The organism is Hominenteromicrobium mulieris (genome assembly GCF_046197855.1).
In the GTDB taxonomy this organism is placed as follows: domain Bacteria; phylum Bacillota; class Clostridia; order Oscillospirales; family Acutalibacteraceae; genus Hominenteromicrobium; species Hominenteromicrobium mulieris.
The window spans coordinates 1,056,428-1,080,859 of the sequence record NZ_CP173188.1 but is presented as its reverse complement, the minus strand read 5'-3'; the positions used below and the strand labels follow the sequence as shown (position 1 = coordinate 1,080,859).

Here is a 24,432-nt window from a genome sequence, read left to right as displayed (position 1 = left end):
TATATTGGAAACTCCGAAAAACAGAGCGGATGAACGAAAAAAGAGAGCCGCTTTCGGCGGCTCTCCGGTAATTCAGACCCGGGATAGACCCGCGATCAAGCTTCGGTGGATTCTTCCGCGGAAGCTATTTCTTCCGTGCATGCGCAAGCTGCATCTTCGATGACCTCTGCGGCAGCATCGGTAGCGCGCTGCTCGTTGATCTCCTTAGCGTCGGTCAGGATGTCGTTTGCGTTCTCCTTGATGGTCGTGACCGTTGTCATGACGCACTCCTTGGCACGCAGAGCAGCTGCAGTGGTCTCGGTGTAGACCTTCTTAGCATCCTTGCTGCCAAGCACCTTGATGCCGGCGGTACCAAACAGAACACCTGCTGCGAAAAGACCGATTTTTGCCCAATTCATAAAAATACCTCCTGTATTGTGGGCCGCATTTTACCATGCGGCTCATAAAATTATTTTTTCATGTGTCCACTGATGAGAGTCAGCACGAAGAACAAAACGGTAAGCCTTGCAAAATGCTTATGCATTTTCATATTCATTCACCACCTTATTTGTTCTGGCAAAAGAATAGCACAATTTTTACCTAACTTCAACAGTTTTCACACAAAAAACACAATTTTCTATTATTTGTAAAAAACAACCTGCAAGTTAGCAATACCATTTTGGACAATTTGTTAAAACAGAATCGGTTAGTTTAAACAATCACAGGTTTCATGCCGGATTTTGCGGTTTCAGTGCAGACGCGCATACGATGTATATACAGCTCAAAAGAAACATTTTGGCAATTTTTGAACCAAAAAGACGAAATTACTCCATTTAGACTTTCGATATAACTTTCTCTTTCCGCAGCATTGGAATACAGCGGTTTACATTGCGCTTATAGGAACAATTAGACGCGCCACAGGTATTCTCTATTTCCAACTCTGTACGGTACACGAGGACAAACAACAAAGCGCGCAGCACGGGAAGCACCCATAAAGGCTGCTCATTGTCGTTTCGGTTCTACGTACTCCTTTTGTTTCATCGTTTTTGCACCCTAACGACTTTGTTTTGGGTTAGTCAAAGCAAACTTGCAAGCTTATTGTACGCCTACTTCTTTCGCTTGTCAAGAGTCATGTGTAAAAGCAGGCGCTTTTTTAGAAATGAGACCTGTGCGCGTGGGCTTCTTCGGTGACACCTTGCGTAAGCCGCTCGAAAAACAGGGTGTCCCCTACCACCTTGCCGTGACGCTTATACAAAATAAGCTGCAAAAGTCCGCTTGTTTGGTTTTGCAATATCCCCATCGGACGTTTTAGTCCCATTTTTTTGCTGAAAACGACGAAAGCACGAGTCATACAGAATGAATCGTGCAAATATATCGGCGTAAAGCCCGACCTCTATGACCCGATTGAAGAAGATATGAAGGCGTATTTACGAGGTGAATAAAATGACCGTGCAGGAACTCCTAAAGAAAAGCTGGTCGCTGCGCCGCAATGTGGTGGACATCATCATGGCGGGCGGCGTGAGCTACGGCGCGCTTGGCATGAGCCTTGCATGGGGCCTCAACGGGCAGGTAAACTACGTGCTCGAGGGCAATTTGAATTACACGGGCGCGGTCATCACGTGGCTGAAAGAGGACGTCTCCCTCATCGCTTCGGCCAGCGAGAGCGAGCAGCGTGCGCAGCAGGGTTTTCCTGCGGATTATATGACCCGGAGACGATCTTTGCGAACACGCACCGCAGCTGCTTCACACCGGAGATGGATAATACCGAGCGCGAAGCGCGCTACAATGGTTGGCAGAAAGCCGTGCGGCAAGCGCTGACGCACTAAAGCTTATTGAATTTCAAAACGCATATTCGCAAGGCAAAACCGCGAATGTGCGTTTTTTCACTATTTTTACACCTTGCGGTTGACAACGCACGCGGTTTTGTAATAGACTGGAGATAACGCCGAAATGCGGCGAAGAATCTTGGGATAAGAGGTAAGTTTACTATGAAAAAAGGCGCGAAACGCAACCAAATTATCAGCGAGCTTTTACATGTGACGGATGAGGAATTCACGGATGAGGAACTGATTCATCAGCTGATTGCAACGGAAGTCACAAAAAACGCAGACAAGGACGAGCACATGACGTTTGGGCAGCGTGCCGCGGACGCAGTGGCGCGCTTTGCGGGCAGTTGGGCGTTTATTTTCAGCTTTATCGCCGTCATGGTCATTTGGATGGTCATAAACCTCGTTTTGGGCTCGAGAGCATTTGACGAATACCCGTTTATTCTATTAAACCTCGTACTCTCGTGCATCGCTGCCGTGCAAGCGCCGCTCATCATGATGAGCCAGAACCGCCAAGAAGCAAAAGACCGTCAGCGTGCAGAGAATGACTATAAGATCAACTTAAAAAGCGAGCTCATCATCGATGATCTGCACAAAAAGCTCGACCTTGTTCTGGAAAACCAAAAGAAGATCAACCGCCGCTTGGATAAGATTGAAGCGGAGATTGCGCCGGAAAACAAGGAAAAATAACGCTTTACACATAAAGATTTTGGAAATCGTATTAAATAGCATTACCATCCGTAAAGAAACGACGGCGGATATCTCCGCCGTTTTGGAACAGAAAAAGCAGATGCACCCGATGTGGATTCGGGGGCATCTGCTTTTTGCTGTCTTTCGATTTCAAATTTTACTCTGCTTCGCTCAAAAGCATACGGTCATTATCGAGGGCTTTGCCGGCGGCTTGCTTGAAGCGGTCGAGGAGGTCGGCAACAGTCATGTGGGTACGCTCTTCGCCGGTGACGTCCAGAATGATTTTACCGGCGTTCATCATGATGGTGCGGTTGCCGAGCTCCAGTGCGGACTGCATATTGTGCGTAATCATCATGCACGTGAGGTGGTTTTCCTCCACAGTGTTTTTTGTGATCTCGAGCACCTTTTCGGCGGTGGCGGGGTCAAGCGCGGCGGTGTGCTCGTCGAGCAGAAGGAGCTTCGGCGGGTTATATGTGGCCATCATAAGCGTGAGCGCCTGACGTTGGCCGCCGGAAAGCAAACCCACGGGCTGGGTCATGCGGTCTTCGAGCCCCATACCGAGCAGGGAGAGGCGTTCGCGAAACGCCTGTCTGTCCTTGCGGGAGATGGAGCTGAGCCAACCGCCGTGCCCCGCTGCGAGCGCGAGGTTTTCTTCGATGGTCATGCCCGGTGCGCTGCCGCGCATGGGGTCCTGAAACAGGCGGCCGATGCTGCGGGCACGCTTATACTCCGGCATGAACGTGATGTCCTTACCGTCAAGCTCGATCTTGCCGCTGTCCGTGAAAAAACTGCCGGAAATAGCGTTGAAGAGCGTCGATTTGCCCGCGCCGTTTGCGCCGATGACGGTGATGAAATCGCCCTTTGCGGCGTGGAAGCTGAGGTCTTCGATCGCCTTTTTGGCGTTGACCGTGCCGGGGTTGAAGGTCTTCGAGATATGCGTGAGTTTAAGCATGGGTGCGCTCCTTTCCGAAACGGCGCTTCAGATACGGAAGCTGTTTTTTGAGGTACGGCCCGGAGATTGCCAGAATGACAATAACGGACGAGACGAACTTGAGCATAAACGCGGGCAGGTTGAACCGCAGCGCGATGGTATACACAAGGCGGAACACGAACGCACCGACGACCATGCCGAAGATACGCAGCGGAATTTTGCCCTTGCCGAAGAACGCGCCGCCGATGAGGAGCGATGCCAGCGCAACCGTAACCATGCCGGTACCGATATCGATGCTGACAGACTTTTGCGACTGCGCGAGCAAGCAGCCTGAAAGCGCCGTAAACGCATTGGAAATGCACAGGCCGATGATGGTCGTTTTAACCGGGTTGATGGACGAGGAGCGAACCATGTCCGGGTTATTGCCCGTCGCACGAATGGCAAGGCCGAGGCGTGTGCGGAGGAAAAGTCCCAAAACGACCGCCACGAGCACGACGGCGATGATGATGACGATGAGCTTATACTGCCCCGCGATCGGTGTGTTTTCGAGTACCGAACGCATTTTGGTGAAGACCGTATCGGAATTATTGAGGTTCAGAAGCGACGCGCCGTTCATGATGCCGATGTTGACGGAATAAAGCGCGGTATTGACGATGATGCCGGCAAGCAGACTATCAATGCCCATTTTCGTCTGCAAAAGCGCCGTGACGAAGCCGGAGACCATGCCGATCGCCATAGCGGCGGGGATTGCCAGAAACGGATGCCCGGAAAGCGCAACGGACGCGCCGACGACCGCGCCGAGCGTGAAGCAACCGTCTGTGGAAAGGTCGCATACGTTCAGCATGGAATAGCTCAAAAACAGTGCCAAAACAGTCAGCGAGCTGATGAGACCGAGCTCCAGCGCTGTCTGCCCAAGGGTCAGGATTGAATCGAAAGACATACAAAAACTCCTCGTTTTGCAGATTTGTGGTGATATGCCGAAGCCACGCGCCCGAAAACCGGGTGCATGGCAGCGGCGATTGCATTCTTATGGGTAAGTAAGGTATTGATGAAGTATGGTAGTATGAAGTGTTTGAAAGCTTATGGGGTAGGATAAGCTTTTGAGAGATTTAAATTAAGACTCGAGATCGCTGAAGCTCTCTGCGGTCGTGATTTCCTCCACTCTCGTGCAGTACGGGGCAAAAGCTTCGGAGACGGTATCGAAGTCGAGGCCGAGCTTTTCGCAGATTTCGGTGTTGACCGTTGCGGTGCCGTTGTCGAACGTGATAACCGGGGTGGTCGCCGGGTCTTTGCCTTCGGTGAGGATGGAAGCGATCATATCTGCGGTCTCACGGCCGAGGTTTGCGTAATCGACGCCGTAGCCGAGGAACGCGCCGTTGAGGGCGAAGGAATCGGCGCCGGTGTAGTGCGGGATGCCTGCGTCAGCAAAGGTCTCGTAAATAGCGAGCTCTGCCTTCATGATGGTATTATCGGTCGGGGTGAACACGGCGTCTACACCATCAGAAACGAGAGCCTGTGCGGCGAGCGCGACTTCTTCGGCGGTCGTTGCGGTGCGCTCTACATATTCAACGCCTTTGTCGTCGAGGTACGCCTTTGCGTGCTCGATGGCGGCGGTGGAGGAATCCTGTCCTACGTCGTACAAAAGGCCGATCTTCTTGGCATCGGGGTTCTGAGCGAAGATAAGGTTCATGACGGAGTTGGTATCGAGGTTATCGGAGGAGCCCGTCACGTTGCTGCCCGGCTCTTCAAGGGAAGCGACAAGACCCGCGCCGACCGGGTCGGACACGGCGGCGAACACGACAGGCGTTTTGCTGTCTTCGGTTGCGGACTGCATCGCCATGGCGACCGGGGTCGCGACACCGACCATGAGATCTACGTTATCGGCTGCAAAGTTTGCGATGATCTGATTCATGACGTTCGCGTCAGCGTTACAGTTGTCGTACTTCACGTTGATTGTGATGCCCTGCTCGCTTTCGATCTCGGCGAGACGTGCATTGATGTTCTCAACGATCTGGTTTAAGGAAGCGTCATCGACGTAATTGCAGATGCCGATGGTGTACGATGCGCCGGAAGATTCTTCGCTTGCGGTGCTCTTTTCACTCGACACACTGCTTTCGGAAGCGGCGGACGAAGAAGAGTCGCTTGACGCGGAGGACGTGGAAGAAGCTGTGCTCTGACCGCTGCAAGCGGCGAGGCTGAGGGTCATAGCGGCAGCGGTGATCATGGCAAATACGTTTCTGAGTTTCATAAATTTATCGATCCTTTCAGGTTTGTTTTAATGCGTTCAAATGCGGGTTCAAAATTTCAGATGCAGCGCGGCTGCGCCATCGTTTTGTGTAAACAAACATGAAATAACCTCCCTGAAAAACAAAAAATCCTGTCCCTGCAATCACTTGCTGGGACAGGATCAAAATTCCTGCGGTGCCACCCGGCTTGGTATGTGAAACACACACCCTCTTACGCGTACCATCATACGCAGACCTTTGTTTACGGAGAGCCACACTCCGTCTCACATACTCGGGAAATCCTTTTCTGTTCGCCCTCAGAAGTCCATTCCGCTTTATCTTTCCGCCGTGATCCCACCACCCACGACTCTCTGTGAGAAAAGTTGCCTAAAGCGTACTCACTCTTCCTCAACGGTTTAGTGCATTGTAGCACACATTTTTTCGGTTGTCAATTAGGTTTTTGAAAAAATTTTGATTTTTGTAAAAAAGATAAATTTTGTTAAAAATGGCCCATCAGCAATGCTCAAGATTTATAAGCCACTCGACACAGGCGTTCTCTGCGACGAGCCTTGCCGCAAGGGCGGAATTGCCCGGAGCTAAGCCACACCCACCGCTCGTTGCGAGTGGCAGAGTTCATATCGCCTTATTATGCAAATCGTATTGCGGTCATCCTGTGACCTTTTTGTTATTCAAATGCAGCACGCGGTCGCACTTTTCGGAGATGAACGCGTCGTGTGTGACGATGATGCAGATCTTGTCTTTGCAGACCTGCTTCAGGGCTTCAAACATGCCCTCTGCGGAGGCTTTATCGAGGTTCGCGGTGGGCTCATCGAGCACGAAGACCGGGCGGTCATCGTAGAAAATGCGCGCCAAAGCAACCTTGCGGCGCTGACCGCTGGAGAGATTTTTGCCCTCTGGCTCGATCTCGTACTCCGCTGTTTTTTCGTTTACGAACTCCGTGAGGTTGGCGAGTTCGACAGCCTTGCGGAACTTTTTCTCGTCAAACGGCTGATCCATGCAGATGTTTTCTTTGAGCGTGCCCGCGAAAACGGAGACGAAGCCGGAATCGTAGCTTAAATAATTCCGAATCTCCGCGCCGTGCACGGTTTTATTGCCGATTTTGAGCTCGACTTCGCCGCCCGTGGGCGTATAAAAGCCGATGAGCAGCTTTGTGAGCGTGCTTTTGCCGCTGCCGTTTTCGCCGGTAAGCGCGACGATCTCGCCCGTGTGCACCTGCGTTTCGGCGTGGGACAGGATAACTTTTTCTTCGTCATACGCAAAGGAGAGGTCTTTGGCGGTGAGCGCTGCGCTGCCTGCATTTTGGACAGCGGGCTTTGCGGTTTGTGTGCTATTTTCGGTGGGCATGGAGAGGATCTCCCCGATGCGGTTTGTGGAGACCTTCACTTCGTTGACCTCGGCCATCCAGCCCGAAATGTGCAGGAACGGGCCGTAGAAGAAGCTGACGAGGTTCACGACGGCGATGAGCGTGCCGACGGTGGTTTCGCCGCGCACGACGAGAAATGAGCCCATGCCGAGCGCGATGATGAACATGCCGACGCCGAGGAAGTTATTGAGAAAGCCGATGGCACCCTGCAAAACGCTGAGTTTGCCGACGTACTTCTGCTTTTGCGCGTATGTATCCCCCACGCGCTTCTGCACCCAGCCGAGCACGCCGTAGGACTTAAACAGCATGTACTGGCTTAAAAATTCCTGTAAGATATTGCGGTTTTTGTCTTCGTTCTGCATGATCTGAATGCTGTTCATCTCAAGCTTCGGGGAAATACGGATCATGGTGAAAATCAAAATCGGCACGACGACGATCATGACGACCGCGAGTTTCCACTCGAGGAGGAACATCAAAATAAAGCTGACGACGAACGTGAAACTCTCGAAAAAGATGCTCGGGATGAGCGTTTTGGAGTAGAAATTCGAGAGGGTTTCCGCGTCTTTTGTCATGCGCGTGAAGTAGTTATCCGCTGCGCCGCTGTCGAACGTCCTAAGGTCTGTGCGGTAGAGGTGCTCCACCATGGCGCTGCGCAGAGAAAGCTCCATGCGGCAGGAAAGCTTGCCCTGAAAAACGGACGTAACGACCTGCGAGATGCCGAGCAAGAGCAAAACGCCGACCGCGATGATAAGACATGTGGTGAGCGGCATGGCGCTTGCGTTTGTGGCGATGTCGAGGAACATTTTCATCAAAACAGACACCGCGATGACGGAAACGCCCAGCAGCACGGAAAAAATAACGAGCAAAATAAACTGCGGAACGTTTTGACGGATGAGGTGAAGGGAATACCGGTTTTGCTCTTTCTTCATTTCAAAATCTCCTTTTTGTTGTCTGAACTCATCATGTGACAACATGAAAATTCAGCCGTTTATTTGTTTTTGTGCAAAAGATCGACTTGCTCTCCCGTTTAACGCCAGTATACTATATCATCAAAAATTTGTCTACTTTTTTGCAAAACCATCTATTTTAACAATCAATTCGTCGAAATTTCCGCAAAATGACGAAAGCCGACGGCAGGGGCTTTTTCGCACCGAGATAATCCCCTGCGATGCAGCCCAGAAGCACCGTGACGGCACCGCCGAGCGGCAAGGCAAAAAGACCCTTTAAATCAACATTCCAGATAATCATGAGCGCTATGAGCGCGCCCTGCACGCTGTGGCCATCCGGCTCTGCGGCACGATTTTTCTTTTTACCGCGTGCAAAGCACAGCAGCCAAACCGCCAGAATAACCTCAAGGCAAAGAATGATGATAAGCCAGAAATTATTTCCGAGCGTTTCCAGAAGTTTTGTGAACATATTCATGCGGCATTCTCCTTTTTTCCTCTATTGTAAGCTGCCGCCGCAGCGCGCGACCTATTCCCCCAAACCGTTCCGCCGCATTACACAGGGAACCAAACGCAAATAAAGCCGGTCAATAAAACCGGCATATTTACTAAGTCATATAATACCGCTTGCAATTCATAGAAAATAAGAGCGTTTTGGGTGCAGAAACCAAAGCGGGAGCGCAAAAGTACTCCGGCTTGCAGGCTTTTGAACGGCTTTTTCTTCTCATAAAATGCATACGGTCTCTTTTCTCAATTCTTTTGATCGCGCTCAAATTCCGCTCAATCAAGCTTTTCGATGGCCTCCATGATCTCCTTCTGATCTTTGCAGACCTCTTCAAAAAGCGATTCGTCCGTCAGCGGAACGGCGCCGCGCACGGCCTCCGTTAACGCGGATGCCGATTTTTGCAGGCGGTCGAAGCCGAGGTTCTGTGCCACACCCTTTAAGGTGTGCGCCGCAAGGAAAGCATCTTTCCAGTTTTTGGCTTCCACAGCTGCTGTAAGCCGGTTATAAGTCTGGTCGTTTGCGTATTTGCGCACGAACTTGCCGATCATTGCCTCACTCGGAATGCGCTTCATCACGTTTTCGAGGTCGCCGCCGATTTTCCGATACAATTCTTCAAGCTTCATAATCTGTCACCTTTCTGCAATTCCTATCTGCATGCCGCATGATTTACATTCGCGTGTTTCGCTTTATTGTCGTACATGCGCAGGTCTGCCTGCCGAATGGCTTCGGAGAGCGGGTGTACGCGGTATACGCCGCCAAGGCTGACATCAAGCTTCACCTCGGGGTAATCCGGCAATTTTGTCTTCTGCACGGCGCGTCTGAGCTGCTTTAAACGCTCATAGAAAACCTCTTCGCCGATCTTGGAGAAGATGAGGAGAAACTCGTCCCCGCCGTAGCGGATAAGCGTATCGCTGCCGCGGATGCCGGACTGGATTGTATTCGCGATGGTTTTCAGCGCTTCATCGCCCACAGGGTGGCCGTATGTATCGTTAATCTGCTTAAAAAGGTCAACATCCACGATTGCCACGGCATCTGCGCTTTCCAAATTGGACTGGAAACTCTCAAGATACAGTCTCGTGTACGTTCCGGTCAGGGTATCGCGGTAGAAGTTCATAAACGAAGAACGCGTTGGCACATCGTTGTCACCGCCGCAGCGTGCGCACTCCGCTTCGTCTTCATGCGAAGCAATCTCCAGTGTGCAGGTACGTCCGTTGACGTTGATATGTTTAGAAAGCACGAAGTACATTTGCCTGTCACGCATTTCAAGCTTGGTGACCCACTCTTTTCCTTCCAGAGCGCGGGAAGAAATACAGTTTTCGCACGGCTCGTTTCTGCCCCAAATTTCATAGCAGTGTATCGGCGTAGGGATTACTTTGCCGCCTTCATTCAGCTCGACGATCTCGTTTGTTTTCGGATCAACAAGGCGCACCACTTCAAACACACGGCTCAAGTCACCCAAGAGGTGCGCTATGTTGTCTTCCGTGCACTTTTTAAGCGCTTCTTCTCCGCGCCGTACCATTTCATCCTGAATATCTTCAAAGTGTCCGAGCACGCCGGCATAATTTTTGTACTTAGTTGTCCAAAGCGATCTTGCCGTAAGGCGCTGCCAGCGATATTCCCCGTTAACGGGGATCTGCACAATCATTTTCACTTCCGGTCTTTCCGGCGTTGTTGCTTTCAGCTTTTCACGCATAGCGAGCCAATCCTTTTCAGAGAGCAGCGAAACGTCGTTCCATTCCGTCAGATACATGGATTTTTCTCGTTGATCGACCGGCGCATTCCAATCTTTGAGATGTACGGTATTTGTCCAGTGGTCAAATTCAAACTGGATACCGCCGCACTGCTCTGCGAAGAATTCCGCCTTTTTCTGCTCGAAGGTGAGCAGGCTGTGCGCACGGTTATTAGGCATAAGTTCTTTTTGCTCGAGCATTTCATCGGAAAGGCGCTTTGCTTCCTGACGGTAATCGAACCGTCTGGGGTCTGTGTGCATGTTCTCGAAAAGCTGATCCTGCACGTCCAGCAGACACCGTATCAAAAGCGGATTGAAGGCGCCGCATTCGCCGTTTGTAATCATTTTAATAGCGGTCGCGTGGTCGAACGACTTTTTGTAGCAGCGTTCGCTTGTAAGCGCGTCGTACACGTCTGCCATGGCGACGACCTGCGCGGAAATCGGAATCTCATCGCCCTTGAGACCATCCGGGTAGCCGCGGCCGTCCCAACGCTCGTGGTGCCAGCGGCAGATCTCATGCGCCAGATTCATCAGCGTTTCGGATTGCTGCATACCGATGTCGGACAGTATCGAGTCACCGACGGCGGCGTGACTCTTCATAATCTCCCACTCTTCGGGGTCGAGCTTGCCGGGTTTATTTAAAATCGCTTTCGGAACGCTGATCTTACCGATGTCGTGCAGTGCGGAAACCGAAGCGATCATAGAGATATCCGTTTCCGTCAGCGGGTATTTATCCGTGATCTCAATCAAGCGGCGCAGGAGAATGTCCGTCATCATGCGCACATGCAGAATATGCTGGCCGCTTTCGTTGTTGCGGTATTCGATAACATGGCTCAAAATATTGATCATCGTGTTGTTCGTCTTTTCACGCTCGTAGACCTGCTCCTCCACAAGGCGCACAAGGCGCTTTTGGCGGGCATACAACATGAGCGTATTTTCGACACGGCGGCGGACGACCGTCAGATCGAACGGTCTGCTGATGTAATCCGAAGCGCCGAGGTCATAGCCGCGGCGGATGAAATCCACATCGCTTTCGGACGAGATGATGATAACCGGCACCTCGCTGATCCAATGCCGCAGATTCATAATCTCCAGAACGCCGAAACCGTCCATTTTCGGCATGTTGATGTCGAGCATCACGAGGTCGATATCCTCGTTTTTTTCGAGGATATCGACGGCTTCTGTGCCGTCTTTTGCCATGACATATTCATATTTATCGCTGAGTATTTCCTCAAGGAGCATTTGGTTCATTTCCGAATCGTCCGCGATGAGTATTTTTTCCTTTAAACTCATAGATTTCTCCTTGCAGCGCTTTCTGTTTCGTCTCACAATTTATTCTTTATCGGAAAGCGCTTTCATTTTTACCGATAGAATGACTTGCCAAAGACAGAATTCGCTATATTCTCTGCAAATTCGTCAAAAAGTGGATAAAAAGCAGCAATTCTATCTATTCTGTACAATAAAGAACACTATTTAAATACACTGTTTTTCTATTTTATCATATTTGCTTTTTACGTGCAAGAAAAATCGCAAGAAAAATCGCATGAAATCATACTTTTCAAAAAACAAAGCGTATACAAATTCTTTATTGCAAAAACACCGCGCCTGCGGAGCATTCCGTTTGGCGCGGTGTTTCTCAGTTTTCTGTATTGCGGATGTCTTCGGCGCGGGCGCGGCCCTCTGCGGTGTCTTCGGTCGTCACATTGAGCTTTTCCACTTCAAAGGTGGTTTCGGCCAGCGTGTTTTTATTTTCGCTGTCTTTTACGCTCAGCTGCACTGTGAAAAGGGCAGTAACATCGTCATACGTTAAGCTTCCTACCTCAGCTTTAATACCGTAGGGGTACGCCTTTGCGGGCAGAATGTCCTTGCCGCCAAGCTGCACATGCCCTTCCGGCGTAGTGGTAAACGCGGTGTAATCGCCGCTGCCGAACTGCTGGCTGAAAAAGCCCGTAACGCTGCCGCTGCCGTCTACTTTCAGTGTGCCGGAATAGCGCAGCTCATCGCTGATGGTGGTCGTAAGCGTGGAGCACAGTACCTGCGCTTCCGAATATGAAACGGATTTTGCGTAGGAGCGCACGCCGAGCTGCACCCCCAACACCATCACCATGCTGACAAGCACCAAAATGGCGACTGTGCAGAGCATTTCCACGAGCGTTAAGCCTTTTTTATCTTTCAGCTTCAAGTTCCCGCCCCCTGCTCTTTGCTTTCCCTGTAATACGTGTAGCCGTTTTCGCTTGTGTATTCATCGACTTGAACATGGATGATTTTTGTGGCACTGTTTTTATCCTTAATGATCAGCGTTTTGGTTTCGCTGCCCTTGACGGCATTCTTATACGTTAAAGCCACATCGGTTTTGCGCACCTTGGCATTTACCTTGGATGCCGTGGAAACTGCGGTGGAGAGAAAAAGCATAACGAGCACCACGACCACGATGGCCATGAGCGTTTCCACCAGTGTTTCCGCTTTTTGTGAACGCAGCTTTTTCAACCCGTTACCTCCTTTTGCAGCTTTGCCTTATTCCATTCGAGTGTTCGGGTGACGACCTGCGTGGAGCCCGTATCGCCGGAGGTTCTTTCCTCCGTCAATTTGCCCTCCATAGTCAACACCATGCGGCAGGGGTGTTCGGAACCCACACCGTTTGTGAATGTTGCAGTGAGGTTATACACCTTGCTGCTTTCGTCACTGCCGGTGCCGACTGATACAAGGATTTCTGCCGATACATCTTCATAACCGTCTACGGAGAACGTGTAGGTCTTTGCATAAGTGGACGTCGTGTTCACACCTATAAACCGTGCGCCGATGTCATTGATCATATCTCCCACCGCACATGTGGCCTTTATCGTATCATTCGTCGTAGTGGTCGTTCCATCCGCATGCGTCACCGTGGTCGTAACATCTTTATACCGGCCCGTAAGGCTTTGGAAATCGTCGCGCACGAGCTCGGCGGCAGAGCTGACCGCGAGGTAGGCCTGCTGCTGTTCTTTTTCCGAGCGCTTATTTACGGCGGCGCTGGTGGCGGCGGAGATGATGACCGCGCTCACCATGATGCCGACCAGCATAAGCAGCAGCGCCATCAGCATGGAAGCGCCCCTTTGGCTATTCAGTTTTCTGCGGATCGCCTGCATTTTCGGCACCTGCCTTTTTGTTGATTTACGGTTCAACGGTCTCGCCGCCTGCTGCGGTATCTTCCCAAACGGCGTAGAGAGTGAGTTCGGTCTTATTCTCCATCGCCATAGAACCTATGATGTTCCCGATCAAGCTTGCATCTGTATAATCAGCCGTTGTACTTGAAGCATCAAACGCCCAACCCTTAAAGGTGGATGCTCCCTTTTTGAACGTATTCTGCGGAAGGCTGTCCGTCGTTTGAATCTTATCATAAGCATACGAAACAGCAGGCATCGTACCCGAACCGCCGTTGGCATTAAACTGGATGGTATAGGTGTTCGGAACCGCCTTGATCTCGGTATCTGCGAAGATCTCGGGGAGATTATCAAAGTCAAACGTATAGCCTAAAATAGCTGTTGCCAACTTGTTCTTTTCTTCTTCCGTTAACGTCGGCTTTTCTCCGTAAGATACCTTTTTCTCCAGCACCGAATCGCCGTTTACCGTTACAAACTTCACCTTATACTCATTGGAAACAATAGTGTACGGGGTGATGAGGTTGTAGGTCACGTCGCCGTTTTTGAGGACGATCTTTAGGGTAATCTCACCTGCCGCGGCGGATTCCACCTTTACAGCGCGGTATTGGAATTTCGTGTCGTTCGTTTCTGTCGTCCACTTATCGTTTACCGTCACTTTGTAGGTGTGATTTTCATCGGTCGTGATGCCGTCTTCACCCACGGTGTAGGTCGTTTCCCCTGCGGTGATCTCGATTTGATCGACCGTAAAGCCTTTCAAATCGGTATACGCATCCGTTGCGTAGAGGAACAGCGCACTTCCCTGCATGGCGGGGCGGTTTTCCGGGTATTCAACGGTCGTACCGGTGTAGGAGGTCGTGGATTTTTTCGGCGTGTGCGGCAAAGAAATCTGGTTATAGACGCTGCCGTTTGTCAGGCCAAGCACATCACTTGGCTTTGTTGTAGCGCTGATATACAGCGTAGCCGTGACCTCTTTTGCGGGCTCCGCGGCAGTTGCCGCGCCGTACGGATATGTGCACGTGATGCTCACCGTGGCTTCGCCCGCAGCAAAGCCGGTAAGCGGCAAGGAGAACGTGCCGTCTGCGTTCAGCTTGATATCGTCCTTACTGCACTCGATGACATCCTGCTGCACGCCGTTGTTATCGACAGCAATCTCCCATCTAAGCGTCTTTTCGGTCTCGACAAGCAGCTGCTTGTCGTTTGCGTCCTTTACGGTCAGCGTGATCGTATCGGTGTCGCCGGAATAAACCGAAATGTTCGTAGAAGAAGCCTCCAGCTTGAGCGATGCCGTAACTTCGATTGTAAGGCGCGCGATGTAATTGCCGAGCTTCGCCTCTGCGACGACCGTGCCGACATTCTGCCCGATGAATGTGACATCGTAGCAGTTATTCTCACGATTATACACAATGCGGCTGACTGTTGCTGCGGCCTTATCGTTTGTGAGTTCGTTTCTGTTTTCGTCGTACAGCTTGATTTCCGGCGGCACTGCGCTCGTATCTACGTCGCTGCTGGCGATAAGCAAATGTGTCTGCAAAAGCGCCTTGCCGTCTTCGTTGTCGTTCAAAGTGCTGTCTTCCGCTTTCGTTTTGATATCCGCAAGCAGGTCGAGCTTCCGGGAATTTTCTTCCCATAAGAGACCGATGCGCGGCCAGCGGCCGTAATGCAAATTGACTGTGCTGCCGAAGATATCGGTCTGTGTCAGAACCGTCGGGAACGGATAGTTAAGCCCCTGCAGCGCCGTATCATTGCCCGGGAAGCTATATTTGCCGTCGATGTTCTGCCCCTGCTCGGTGATGGTGACGGTGGAGAAGCTCTTATAGCTTGAGCCGGACTGGTAGTTCTTGTTCAGTTTCGTTAAGAAATCGCTGCTCTGCATTTCGGCATACGTTAAGTACGGGGTGGAATCGTTGTACAACATAATCCTACGGTCATACCAATCCAAAGTCCGGTTGAGATTTAGGTCACTCCAACTTTGAGGATTTTTGCCATATGCACGATAATCGTCTGTCTCTAATACGGCAGACTCAAGCGCATAGCAATTATAAATCTCAATATAGTCATTATTAACAGCAGTAAATGCCTGCTGCATTTCACCATTAGAAGCGATTGCTTGCGTACTCTTAATAATGTTTTTTTCTCCCCACTGACCACCACTGCGTCTTGGCATGTCAACATAGCTATAAGAATTATAAACTCTCATGACATTTTTGACTGTGCCTATCAAGCTATCAAGACCGTCATTGCGCAAAACGATACCGCCGACTAAGCCGCCCATCCAAATATTTGCACCTGCATTCCAATTTTTGTACCCCATAGAAGATATGCTGCTCATGGAACCACCGGCATAGCAATAATTCACTGTTCCGCGGGAAACACCGGCAATACCGCCGACGCGCAGATTTTGATAACCGCCATTATAGCCGATATTGATAATAATGTCTGTTACAGCGGAGCAATTTGTAATATTCATGTTTGTCATGCCGACAAGGCCGCCGACACTGCCGCCGCCCCAACCCGGGGCGTTTGCATGGTTATCCTGAATGGTATAGCCGGAAACCGTACAGTTTGTAAATACACTTGCAGGATTGTCTCTGCCGGCCGCAAAGCCGACAAGACCGCCAACGCAATACCAGCTCACACCGTCTTTTGCGGCTTCGATTACATTGCCTTCATTCGAGTATACGACCACATTTTTAACCGTTGCACCGACCGTGATGCCAAAAATACCAACACATTCCGCATTGCTGTGAATTTCAACATTTTTGATCGTATATGCCTGTCCGTCATAATGAGAAGCAAAATATGACATTGTCGGATCAGCTTTTGCTGTATCGCCTGCATTATCATACATGCTTCCGATAGGCGTGAAGTTATTGGTCTTACCGAGTGTACGGTATTCCGAGGAAGCATTCAAATCGTGTGTTTGATTCCAATACAGCTCTTTGCCGCTTCCCGATACCGTGCGAGTATCGCCGTAAACCTGATACGTGTATTTATCCTTAAACGTATTCCAATCCCATTTGTTCTGAGACACAATGGAGGTGCTTGTATTGTGCTTTCCGGAATTCCAGTTGATAAACTGCAGCTGCGAGACGGAGCGAATCTCGTAAGCGTTGCCGTTGGCGCCGGGTTCGACGTCACCTGTTTTTGTCATTTTGTTCTGTACTTCGGAGCTATCGAGGCTCATAGAGTTTGCAAAGAACGGGTTGACGGTGTAGATGTATACGGTAGCATCTGTTCCGCTGCCGTAATCCAGCCACCATGTGCCGTTTGCTTTGCTGCCGGTCAAATACATTTTGTCTTCGCCGGTTTCATATGCGACAAACGTATAGCCGGGCATCTGCTTACCGAGCGCTTCGCCGGCTTTTGCATTTTCTGCAACGCTCATGAAGTTTTCATTGAAGTATACAGCACTTAATAAAGTCTTCAAATTATTGCTGTTCGCATAGAAATAGCCGTAGCCGTAATGCGTTACAACGCCGCCGTCGTCGTGCTCTTCACAGAGAGAATCGCCCTTTAAGATGTCGTTGTTTGCGCTGGAAATTTCATTGCCCTGGCTTGTGCCCACGTAGCTGAAGTGGTAGCCGCTGTTGCTGCCGCTGTCTTCATATTCCCAGTAGAACACACCGAGCGTACCGATGTCCTTCTGCACGGGCCAATCGCCGTAATGCACGGTCTTCCCTGCTGCATTGCGCACGACTGCCGGGTAGATATAATAATCGCCGGTCGTTTCTTTGGCATTATAGGTGCAATCTGCCTTTTTGAAATTGCTGATTGTTTTGTTTTGCAGCTCGCTGCCCGTAAGGGGCTCACCCGCCGCGTTATCTTTGAATTCGTTCGTGGAGGTGTTGTAAGCATAAAGCGTGCCTCTATACGAATACGTGCCGCCGTCCAGATAATAGCACTGGTATGCCGAACCGCCGGTATGCGCAAAGCCGTAGGACTCCGCATCGCCGGAAGCTGTCAGCGCCGTAGCGCTGTAGCTGCGGCGAATCATGCCGCTGGCGTTGTTCGCCGCAAAGCCCGCGACCCACACGGTGCTGTTTCGCGCGCCGCGCACCTGAATGCTGCCAAGCGCGTAGGAATCCGAAACAGAGGCGTGGTTCACGCCCGCAAAGCCGCCCGCATAGGTGTTAGAGTTCGTATTTGCAAAGCGAATGGACGGGCAGTCCGAAGCGCTGTTGCGGATGGTGCCGTAGTTGCTGCCGACAAAGCCGCCGAGCGAAGCCGTGCTGGCGCTGTAACCGTAATACTCCATGGTATAGCCGGAAACCGAGCAGTTTGAAACCGTGCCGCGGTTATAACCGACGAGCACGCCCATGCTGACGCGCGACGCACTGCCGGAAGCCGAATTACCGCCCTGCGCATTGACATAGGCCACCGTGTTACTGCCGTCGCCGACAAGGAACACATTGCGCACCGCGGCAGCGGACGACGTATAACCGAACATGCCGATGTAAAGGGATTTTGCTTTAAAGGAAATTTCCCCTATCGTATTGCAGCCGCCGTTATACACAGCCGTAAACGGTTTATCCCCTGTGCCGATCGGCGCCTGTGTGCTAATCTTTGCAGGCACAACGTCATCATATTTTGTCCACTCATACCTGCTGTAATCGATGTTGAGTTCCTGACGGAACACACTGTCCTTTACGGCATCCGCATACTGCGGGTAGTAAAGGCTCAACGCATACAGCTGGCGGGCGGAGCGGATGCAGACCGTTTCCGGCGCTTGCGGCTTATTTTCGTTGACCGTCACCGTTTTTGCGAAATGCGGATTGTAGTAATACTCCGTATTCGTGTTGTTTGCGGTGTCTTCTATCGTGATCTTCTGGTAGAATGTATCCGGCTCTGCGGTGTCGATATACTTGGTGTTGACGACCTCTTTTGAGAGCGGATAGAGATAATACTTCGTATTTGTCGCGTCGTCAGTCGTTTCAATTGCGCTACCAAACGATACCCGTGCCGTTTGGTCGTTTGCATACGTCACGGTAACGTTATCGGTCGCATCTTTCTTTTCGATATACGCCAGCGCATAGCCGTCGCCGACGACAAACTTACTCGTTTTGAGCGTGGAAAGGTTCGCGCCGTAGAAGCCGTAAGTTTCGTCTTCGTAGCGCTCGTAATAAACCAGTGCGCCGGATTCAAACTCCGCCTGCCAGTCGCCGTAGTGGTTCAGCTTTTCAAGGCGCGGATACGTGTAATACGTAAGGCCCTGATCCATCAAGTTATACGGAAACGTAGCCGCGCCGGAGGACGACGTGAACGCCTCGGAGATTTCTTTTTTTGCAAAGCCCGATTCACTGAGTTCTTTATAGGTTTTCGGCTTGGTTTGATTGTCGTTTTCCCACTTGCTTGTGCCGCCTTCGGAAAGACCGCCGTCTGTCAGATAATATACCTTTGAGGCACTGCCCATTGCATTGACCGTGGAATGAACCTTTGCGTTTTCTTCAACATTGTAAACACACGCAGAATAACCGCCTGTAGCGTTCACATTGGAGCCGCCTACTAAGCCGAAAGCATCGACGGTCGCCGTTTGGTAACCCGCTGCATAGAAATCCTTTAAGGTGATAGAGGTTCCCGTTGCGGCCACTTCAGACCCGCCCTCTGCCTTTGCGATAAGGCCGCCCGTTCTGGCTGCCGTCAAATAGCAATCCGCATAGGAATCGGTTATCGTTGCCGCATGATACACGGCACCGATGAGGCCGCCTGCTGCGCCGCCGTCTGCACGAATGACCGTAGACGCGGAGCTGTCCGTAACGGATACGCTGCCCGTTTTCGTCACCATGCCGATAAGTCCGCCGACGACTTTACCCTCGAGCCACGGCTTCACTTTTTCCGGGGAATCGACCGTTTCGATATCTGCGAGGTCGCCCTTTTTGGAGCTGAGGTATACACGGGTATTTGTGATTTTCACGGTATCGGAAACAGAACCGATGAGCGCACCGACGTTCTGGCCTCCATTATCAATCCTCATGCCGGTAAGCGTCACGTTTTTGATCTCACCGTTAAATGTACTGAACAGACCAACATCGCTCTTAGACGTATCTGTAATATGCAAATTCGAGATAGAGGAATACAGCTTTACGTTATCGACCTCGGAATAGCCGTCATAGCTTTTGAGATACTTATTTGTGATGGGCGTAAAGGTGTCGCGGTAAAAGGAATACCAGTCTTCGTTGTCGGCGGTATCATCCGCAAAAGAAAGGTCACTGACCTGCACGGCGCTGGTAATCGTCTTGGAAACATGGGAGGCCTCGTCCAAATTCTGCAAATGGCGGCCGTAGGCGATGAGCGCCGTGCCGGCCGGGGTGCCTTCGGCATAGCGGAACAGGCTGTTCGTTTTGCGGGTGTAGCTTTTGCCGTCCACATTGGCGTTTTGGCTTTCTACGGAAAGCGTGACGGTGATGTCTGTGCCGCACGCAAGCTTATGGTCGGTCTGATTATAGAAGCGCGTCTTTTCGCTTTCCAAGCTATCCATAACCCACGTGTAGTACCAAGTTTTGCTGTTCAGCTGGCGAAGCTCGCTGTATTTTACGACCTTTACATATTCGTTCCGGCCGTCCGAAACCTTGATATTGAACGTCAGCTCATCGGCATAGGGGTTGTTGCAGTAGAACGTTGCCGTCAGCTTCTCGCGGTTATCGATGGAGATGTCCGGCTTTAGAGTGTCGGTTGTGCCGGAGATCACACGCGCACCGCCGTAGTAGCCGATCTTCGCACCGTTGTGCAGGCGGGTTTGACGCACACGCATACGGTTTAAGTATGTGGGCAGCGTGGTGGAGACATCACCGCTTGTGATCTCCTCTTCGCTGTAAAACGCGCCGTACACACTGCCGCTTTCGGGGTCGTACTCGATAACCCAGTGGTTGTTCCAAAGCTCGGCATCTACGGAAGATTCCGGCAGAACGGAAGCTGCCGCCTTGCCGACCGCCACGCGGTCTGCGGAAACGACGTAGCAGAGCGTGTCTTTTGTGATGGCGTCTTCCGCATCTTCTTCGGGAGCATCCAGCGGAATGAGACCAACCTTTGCAACGCCGTTATCCTTTTTTTCATCGTACTGATAAAGGCTTTCGTAGCCGCCGGCGCGCAGCTCGGACATGCGATTCTGCACGGCAACGTAAAGGATCTCCGCTTTACTGTCGAGTTCTTTTTGGCGCAGATTCTTCCGGATCGTCACAAGCGAGAGAACCGCCACGGCAAACAGCACGATGACAATGGCCACAACGATCAAAAGCTCGGACATGGTAAAGCCGGCTTTCCCCTTTCTTCTATTTTTCAAATTCTTCATATCCCGTGAAAAATTCATGCGTTTTGCTCCTGAGAAAAATATGGAAACCGTAAAACAGTATAAGTCTTTTTAAACACAGAAAACCGGCAAGCAAAAAACAGCTTCCGGCCTGTGTTGCACCAGCTATTTTTGAAGTTCAAAATACGTAATATACAGGTTTACCTGCACATTGCCGGAGCTGCCGGAATTTTCAAACTGCACGCTGATGTCCGATATTTGGTTTGTAAAATCGCTGTTATGCAGCGCATCAATGATGGCGCGCGTTTCGGCGTAGGTGTTCGTTGTAAAGGCCATGTTGATGGGGCGGCACATGATGTAGCCATCGTTCAGTGCCGAGACCTGACCGAAATCCAGCGAATAATCGACGGAAGCCGAAAGAATGCTGTTCAACTCAACGAGCAGCTTGCCGGAATTGTCATAATTCGGGATGGGCGTGGGGTCGCCCTCGGCATAGATTTCCTCGAGCTCCTTCTGCATCTGGCTCATGCGCGTCAAAAGCGCGGTGTTCTGCAAAATCTCGTCCTGCTCCGCGGCCGTTTCGGACTGATACTCGTCGATGGAATTGTTGATGGGCTCCAAGATGAGCTTAAAATATGCGATGACGATGAGCAGCACGGTGAGGACGAGCAGCATCACTTTTTCGCGCGTTGTAAAGGCTCTTTTCATGCTGTGGCCTCCCCTTCCGCCGTGTCAGCCGGCTGTAATGTGATCGTCACGGAGAAATCGAGGTCTTCGCCTGCCGTTTTTTCGGTGGAGGCGATTGTAAGGTCAGCAGCCTTTACAATGGGCTGCTGCTGTAAAATCTCAAACATGGCGGAAATCTCCTGCAGATTCAAGCCGGACATGGAAACAATCATCACGTCGTCCGAAATGGTGACGGCCTTTATAGTGCCGTAGGGCTGCAGATAGTTCTCCATGAGGTCAAGCACTTCCTGTCTGTCCACAGAAACGAACGCGCCGGAATCCTCCTGCTGCATCCATTTTCTGGAATAGGTGCGGTACTCCTCTTCGACCTCGGGGTATTTCTCCACGGCGCTCTGCATTTCGGTATACTGGGCATGCACGGTGTTGTAAGCACTTTCTGCGGCACTTTGGCGCGCAAGCTGGTCAAGTACGCCGAATTTCACGACGAGCACCACAAGCACGATAATGACCGCCGTGCCGATAGAAAGCGTCATGACGCTTTGGGAGTGCGACTCGCGCTTTGCAAGGTTGACGGTTCTTTTGGTGGGGTATTTTACGGGCTTTTTGGCGCCGTTCCCCATGCCGAGTTCAAGCTTCATTCCAACGCCTCCTTACTTTTGCAGCGCGCAGCCGATCGCTTTGATGTAAAGCCACGCCGCTTCCAATGCGTCGTGCTGAGGAAGCAGCTCCTCGGCGTTATGTACGTCCAGATCCGTCACACGGCAGATGGCCGCGCGGATCTGATCTACCGCCACACCGCCGCCGCAAAGATAAATTCTCCGGAGCGAGCGCTCGCGGTTATTGTAATTATAGAAGTTGACGGCCTTCATGATTTCGATCGCCATGCGGTTAAACAGCTCGGCGCTCACGTCTTCGGAAAGCACGTCGTTGTAATCGGACAAAATGTGTGCGTGTGCCATGTGAATATCCACGCCGCGCACATCGGAAATCGTCTGCTCAAGGTCGCGCAGGCCGAGGTCGCCGGAGCGCTTCGTGGTGAAATTGCCGTCCTGCAGAATGTGCATACGGATGCCGTTGTGGCCGAGGTCTACAAAGCAGTAATCGCTGCCCGCGGGCGCATTTGTGCGCTGCATGTAATCCTCCGTCAGCGCAGCGTAGGCGCATTCCTCCGGCATGGCGACCTTCAAATTGAAGCCCGCACGGCGCAGCATGGCGCGGTATTCTTCCACGGTGCTTTTTAAGGTGGCGCAAACGAAAAGCTGCAATTCTTTCACATTGCCCTCTTCGTCTTTCACCGTATCCTGCACGGCGTAGTCGAAATAATACTTATTCTTTTCCTGCGTCAGGTAATCTTTAAATTCAAACGGCAGGTTATACAACAGTTGGCCGTCCGTCATGGCGGGCACGGTCACGTTGCGGGTGAACACCAGCGTGCCGGGCAGAATGACCGCCGCCGCACCGCGGGAGATGCCGTTTTCTTTCGCCATTTCCTTGATAAAATCCGCCATGGCGTCCATGGAGACGATTTCGCCGCCGGAGACCATATTATCCGGCAATTCTTTTGCCATAACCTTTTTCAGTTTGCCGCCTGTAAAGCATACGGCTTTTACCATGCACTCACCAATGTCGAATGCCGTGATTTGTCCGGGCATGGTACAGACACCTCGCTTTCTTCTTTATCCCTATCCGTCAAGCTGTAAAGCTTTTGTTCTTTCTGTTAAAATAAGCTCAAATACACGCCGATGATCTCGCTGCCGCAAAGGAGCGTGAGAATCGCTGCCGCCGAGATGGACGGCCCCCACGGAAAAAGCTTTCCGTCTTCTTCCTCTGCCCCGTCTCCTGTGGTACGTTTTTCCGGGAAAATAAACGCGAAGACGATGCCGAGCACGCACGCGATGAGCAGGCACAGAATGTTCCGCTGCCAGCCGAGAAACAAGCCGGTGAGGAACAGCAGTTTAATATCGCCGCCGCCCATGGCTTCCTTTTGGCGCACTTTTTCGTATAAGAGCACGATGAGCAGTAAACCGCCGCCAACGGCGAAGCCGCCGAGCAGCGCATCCATAAGGTTTTCGAGCACATTCCCCTGCAAAAACAGGAAAACAACACGCACGACGATCCCCGTCACGATGAAACGGTCCGGGATCATATACCCCTCCAAATCCGTGAATGCAGCGGCGAGCAGCAGGCACGCCAGCAAAATGTATTCAAGGGCTTGGAGCGAAATATCATATTTTAGCACGAGCAGCAAAAACGTAAGCGCCGTTAACACTTCCGCAAAGGCATGTCCCGCAGAGAGCTTTGCGCCGCAGTATTTGCAGCGGCCTTTGTGGATAATGTAGCTCACAACGGGAATTAAATCTCCCGCGCCGAGCACGTGGCCGCAGACGTCGCAGTGCGAGCGCCCGTGTAAAACAGATTCGCCGTGGACGATACGCCACGCCATGCAGTTGAGAAAGCTTCCCATGCACGCGCCGAGCACCACCGTAAGCACACAAATATAAATTGTAATCGCCGGTGAAACCCAAAGCATACTGCGTCCCCTTTTTATGAAAACCTAAAGTGAAAAATCAAATGAACAAATCGCGGGGGAGCCGCAACCCCCGGCCCCCTCAATAGATTTGTTTCAATTAAGAGTTGTAAAAAACGCTGATTAGGCGAGATTAGTCACCAGTGCCAGCGCCAACTTTGATATCAATCGTGTTGGTATCATAGTGATATGTGTAAGTAACATTCTGACCCTTTTCCCACTTATTTACAGACTTGCCTGCAATTTCAACATTATCAGACGGTTTACCCTGTGTGGTATATGCATCATCGCCAGCCGTCGTGGAAACAGTACCATCTTTCTTCAGCGTGAAGGTAGCAGGAGTAGTACCAGTTGTACTACCCTCAACATTATGAGCTTCATCGGTCAAAATCTCAGTCATAACAGCAGCATAGCCGGAACGGATGTTAGCTTCGTCGGTTGCAACTCTTGCCTTATTCAGAGAAGAAGCAAAGGTCGGGATAGCAATAGCAATGAGGATTGCGATGATTGCAACAACAATCAGCATTTCCATGAGCGTGAAGCCCTTCTTATTCTTCATCTTACGCATTTTGTTCATCATAAGAACCATTCTCCAATTCATTGAAATTTTGCTCGCCCCAAA

19 protein-coding genes are annotated in these 24,432 nt (G+C 51.2%); 2 read left to right on the top strand and 17 right to left on the bottom strand.

All coding sequences use genetic code 11. The features are described from left to right. Positions 1-95: 95 nt before the first annotated feature. Positions 96-398 carry a DUF6110 family protein gene (locus ACI0CA_RS05160; RefSeq protein ID WP_446806493.1) on the bottom strand — a complete coding sequence of 101 codons (303 nt, stop codon included), beginning with the start codon at positions 396-398 and terminating at the stop codon, positions 96-98. Between the two features lie 1,015 nt (positions 399-1,413). Between ACI0CA_RS05160 and ACI0CA_RS05155 the strand changes: the two genes are divergently transcribed. Next, positions 1,414-1,797: a hypothetical protein gene (locus ACI0CA_RS05155; protein WP_446806494.1), complete on the top strand. Its 384-nt coding sequence runs from the start codon at positions 1,414-1,416 to the stop codon at positions 1,795-1,797. Between the two features lie 170 nt (positions 1,798-1,967). After that, the gene (locus ACI0CA_RS05150; RefSeq protein ID WP_343285105.1) at positions 1,968-2,495 is read left to right on the top strand and encodes a DUF1003 domain-containing protein; all 528 of its coding nucleotides are present in this window, start codon (positions 1,968-1,970) and stop codon (positions 2,493-2,495) included. Between the two features lie 157 nt (positions 2,496-2,652). Here the strand turns inward: ACI0CA_RS05150 and ACI0CA_RS05145 are convergent, their stop codons facing one another. From ACI0CA_RS05145 to ACI0CA_RS05070, 16 genes are all read right to left on the bottom strand, one after another. Further along, positions 2,653-3,447, bottom strand: coding sequence for an ABC transporter ATP-binding protein (locus tag ACI0CA_RS05145; protein WP_417107028.1), 795 nt, complete (start codon positions 3,445-3,447; stop codon positions 2,653-2,655). After that, positions 3,440-4,366 (bottom strand): ABC transporter permease, encoded by a 927-nt coding sequence (locus ACI0CA_RS05140; protein WP_446806495.1) that lies wholly within the window; start codon positions 4,364-4,366, stop codon positions 3,440-3,442. Before ACI0CA_RS05140 ends, ACI0CA_RS05145 begins: the two co-directional genes overlap by 8 nt. A gap of 174 nt (positions 4,367-4,540) precedes the next feature. After that, positions 4,541-5,674 carry an ABC transporter substrate-binding protein gene (locus ACI0CA_RS05135; RefSeq protein WP_176819888.1) on the bottom strand — a complete coding sequence of 378 codons (1,134 nt, stop codon included), beginning with the start codon at positions 5,672-5,674 and terminating at the stop codon, positions 4,541-4,543. A gap of 643 nt (positions 5,675-6,317) precedes the next feature. Beyond that, positions 6,318-7,964, bottom strand: a complete 1,647-nt coding sequence (locus ACI0CA_RS05130) for an ABC transporter transmembrane domain-containing protein (RefSeq protein ID WP_446806496.1) — start codon at positions 7,962-7,964, stop codon at positions 6,318-6,320. Between the two features lie 157 nt (positions 7,965-8,121). Beyond that, a complete protein-coding gene (locus ACI0CA_RS05125; protein ID WP_446807061.1) occupies positions 8,122-8,451 on the bottom strand; it encodes a hypothetical protein in 330 nt (109 codons plus the stop codon). A 308-nt stretch (positions 8,452-8,759) separates the two neighbouring features. Continuing rightward, positions 8,760-9,107 carry an Hpt domain-containing protein gene (locus ACI0CA_RS05120; protein WP_446806498.1) on the bottom strand — a complete coding sequence of 116 codons (348 nt, stop codon included), beginning with the start codon at positions 9,105-9,107 and terminating at the stop codon, positions 8,760-8,762. A gap of 23 nt (positions 9,108-9,130) precedes the next feature. After that, positions 9,131-11,506 (bottom strand): diguanylate cyclase, encoded by a 2,376-nt coding sequence (locus ACI0CA_RS05115; RefSeq protein WP_446806499.1) that lies wholly within the window; start codon positions 11,504-11,506, stop codon positions 9,131-9,133. A gap of 343 nt (positions 11,507-11,849) precedes the next feature. Continuing rightward, entirely contained in the window at positions 11,850-12,395 is a 546-nt protein-coding gene (locus ACI0CA_RS05110; RefSeq protein ID WP_308449666.1) for a prepilin-type N-terminal cleavage/methylation domain-containing protein, read from the bottom strand. Further along, positions 12,392-12,700: a hypothetical protein gene (locus ACI0CA_RS05105; protein ID WP_308449665.1), complete on the bottom strand. Its 309-nt coding sequence runs from the start codon at positions 12,698-12,700 to the stop codon at positions 12,392-12,394. Before ACI0CA_RS05105 ends, ACI0CA_RS05110 begins: the two co-directional genes overlap by 4 nt. Continuing rightward, positions 12,697-13,374 (bottom strand): hypothetical protein, encoded by a 678-nt coding sequence (locus ACI0CA_RS05100; protein WP_412330857.1) that lies wholly within the window; start codon positions 13,372-13,374, stop codon positions 12,697-12,699. Before ACI0CA_RS05100 ends, ACI0CA_RS05105 begins: the two co-directional genes overlap by 4 nt. Beyond that, a complete protein-coding gene (locus ACI0CA_RS05095) occupies positions 13,364-20,638 on the bottom strand; it encodes a type II secretion system protein (protein WP_446807060.1) in 7,275 nt (2,424 codons plus the stop codon). Before ACI0CA_RS05095 ends, ACI0CA_RS05100 begins: the two co-directional genes overlap by 11 nt. A 123-nt stretch (positions 20,639-20,761) precedes the next feature. After that, positions 20,762-21,304: a hypothetical protein gene (locus ACI0CA_RS05090; protein ID WP_412264392.1), complete on the bottom strand. Its 543-nt coding sequence runs from the start codon at positions 21,302-21,304 to the stop codon at positions 20,762-20,764. After that, positions 21,301-21,921, bottom strand: coding sequence for a hypothetical protein (locus ACI0CA_RS05085; protein ID WP_412264390.1), 621 nt, complete (start codon positions 21,919-21,921; stop codon positions 21,301-21,303). Before ACI0CA_RS05085 ends, ACI0CA_RS05090 begins: the two co-directional genes overlap by 4 nt. A gap of 12 nt (positions 21,922-21,933) precedes the next feature. Continuing rightward, on the bottom strand, positions 21,934-22,935 hold the full coding sequence (gene pilM / locus ACI0CA_RS05080; protein ID WP_395506538.1) for a pilus assembly protein PilM: 1,002 nt from the start codon (positions 22,933-22,935) through the stop codon (positions 21,934-21,936). Between the two features lie 65 nt (positions 22,936-23,000). Then, the gene (locus tag ACI0CA_RS05075) at positions 23,001-23,813 is read right to left on the bottom strand and encodes a prepilin peptidase (RefSeq protein WP_446806500.1); all 813 of its coding nucleotides are present in this window, start codon (positions 23,811-23,813) and stop codon (positions 23,001-23,003) included. A gap of 130 nt (positions 23,814-23,943) precedes the next feature. Continuing rightward, positions 23,944-24,390, bottom strand: coding sequence for a prepilin-type N-terminal cleavage/methylation domain-containing protein (locus ACI0CA_RS05070; RefSeq protein WP_412357995.1), 447 nt, complete (start codon positions 24,388-24,390; stop codon positions 23,944-23,946). Positions 24,391-24,432 lie beyond the last annotated feature (42 nt).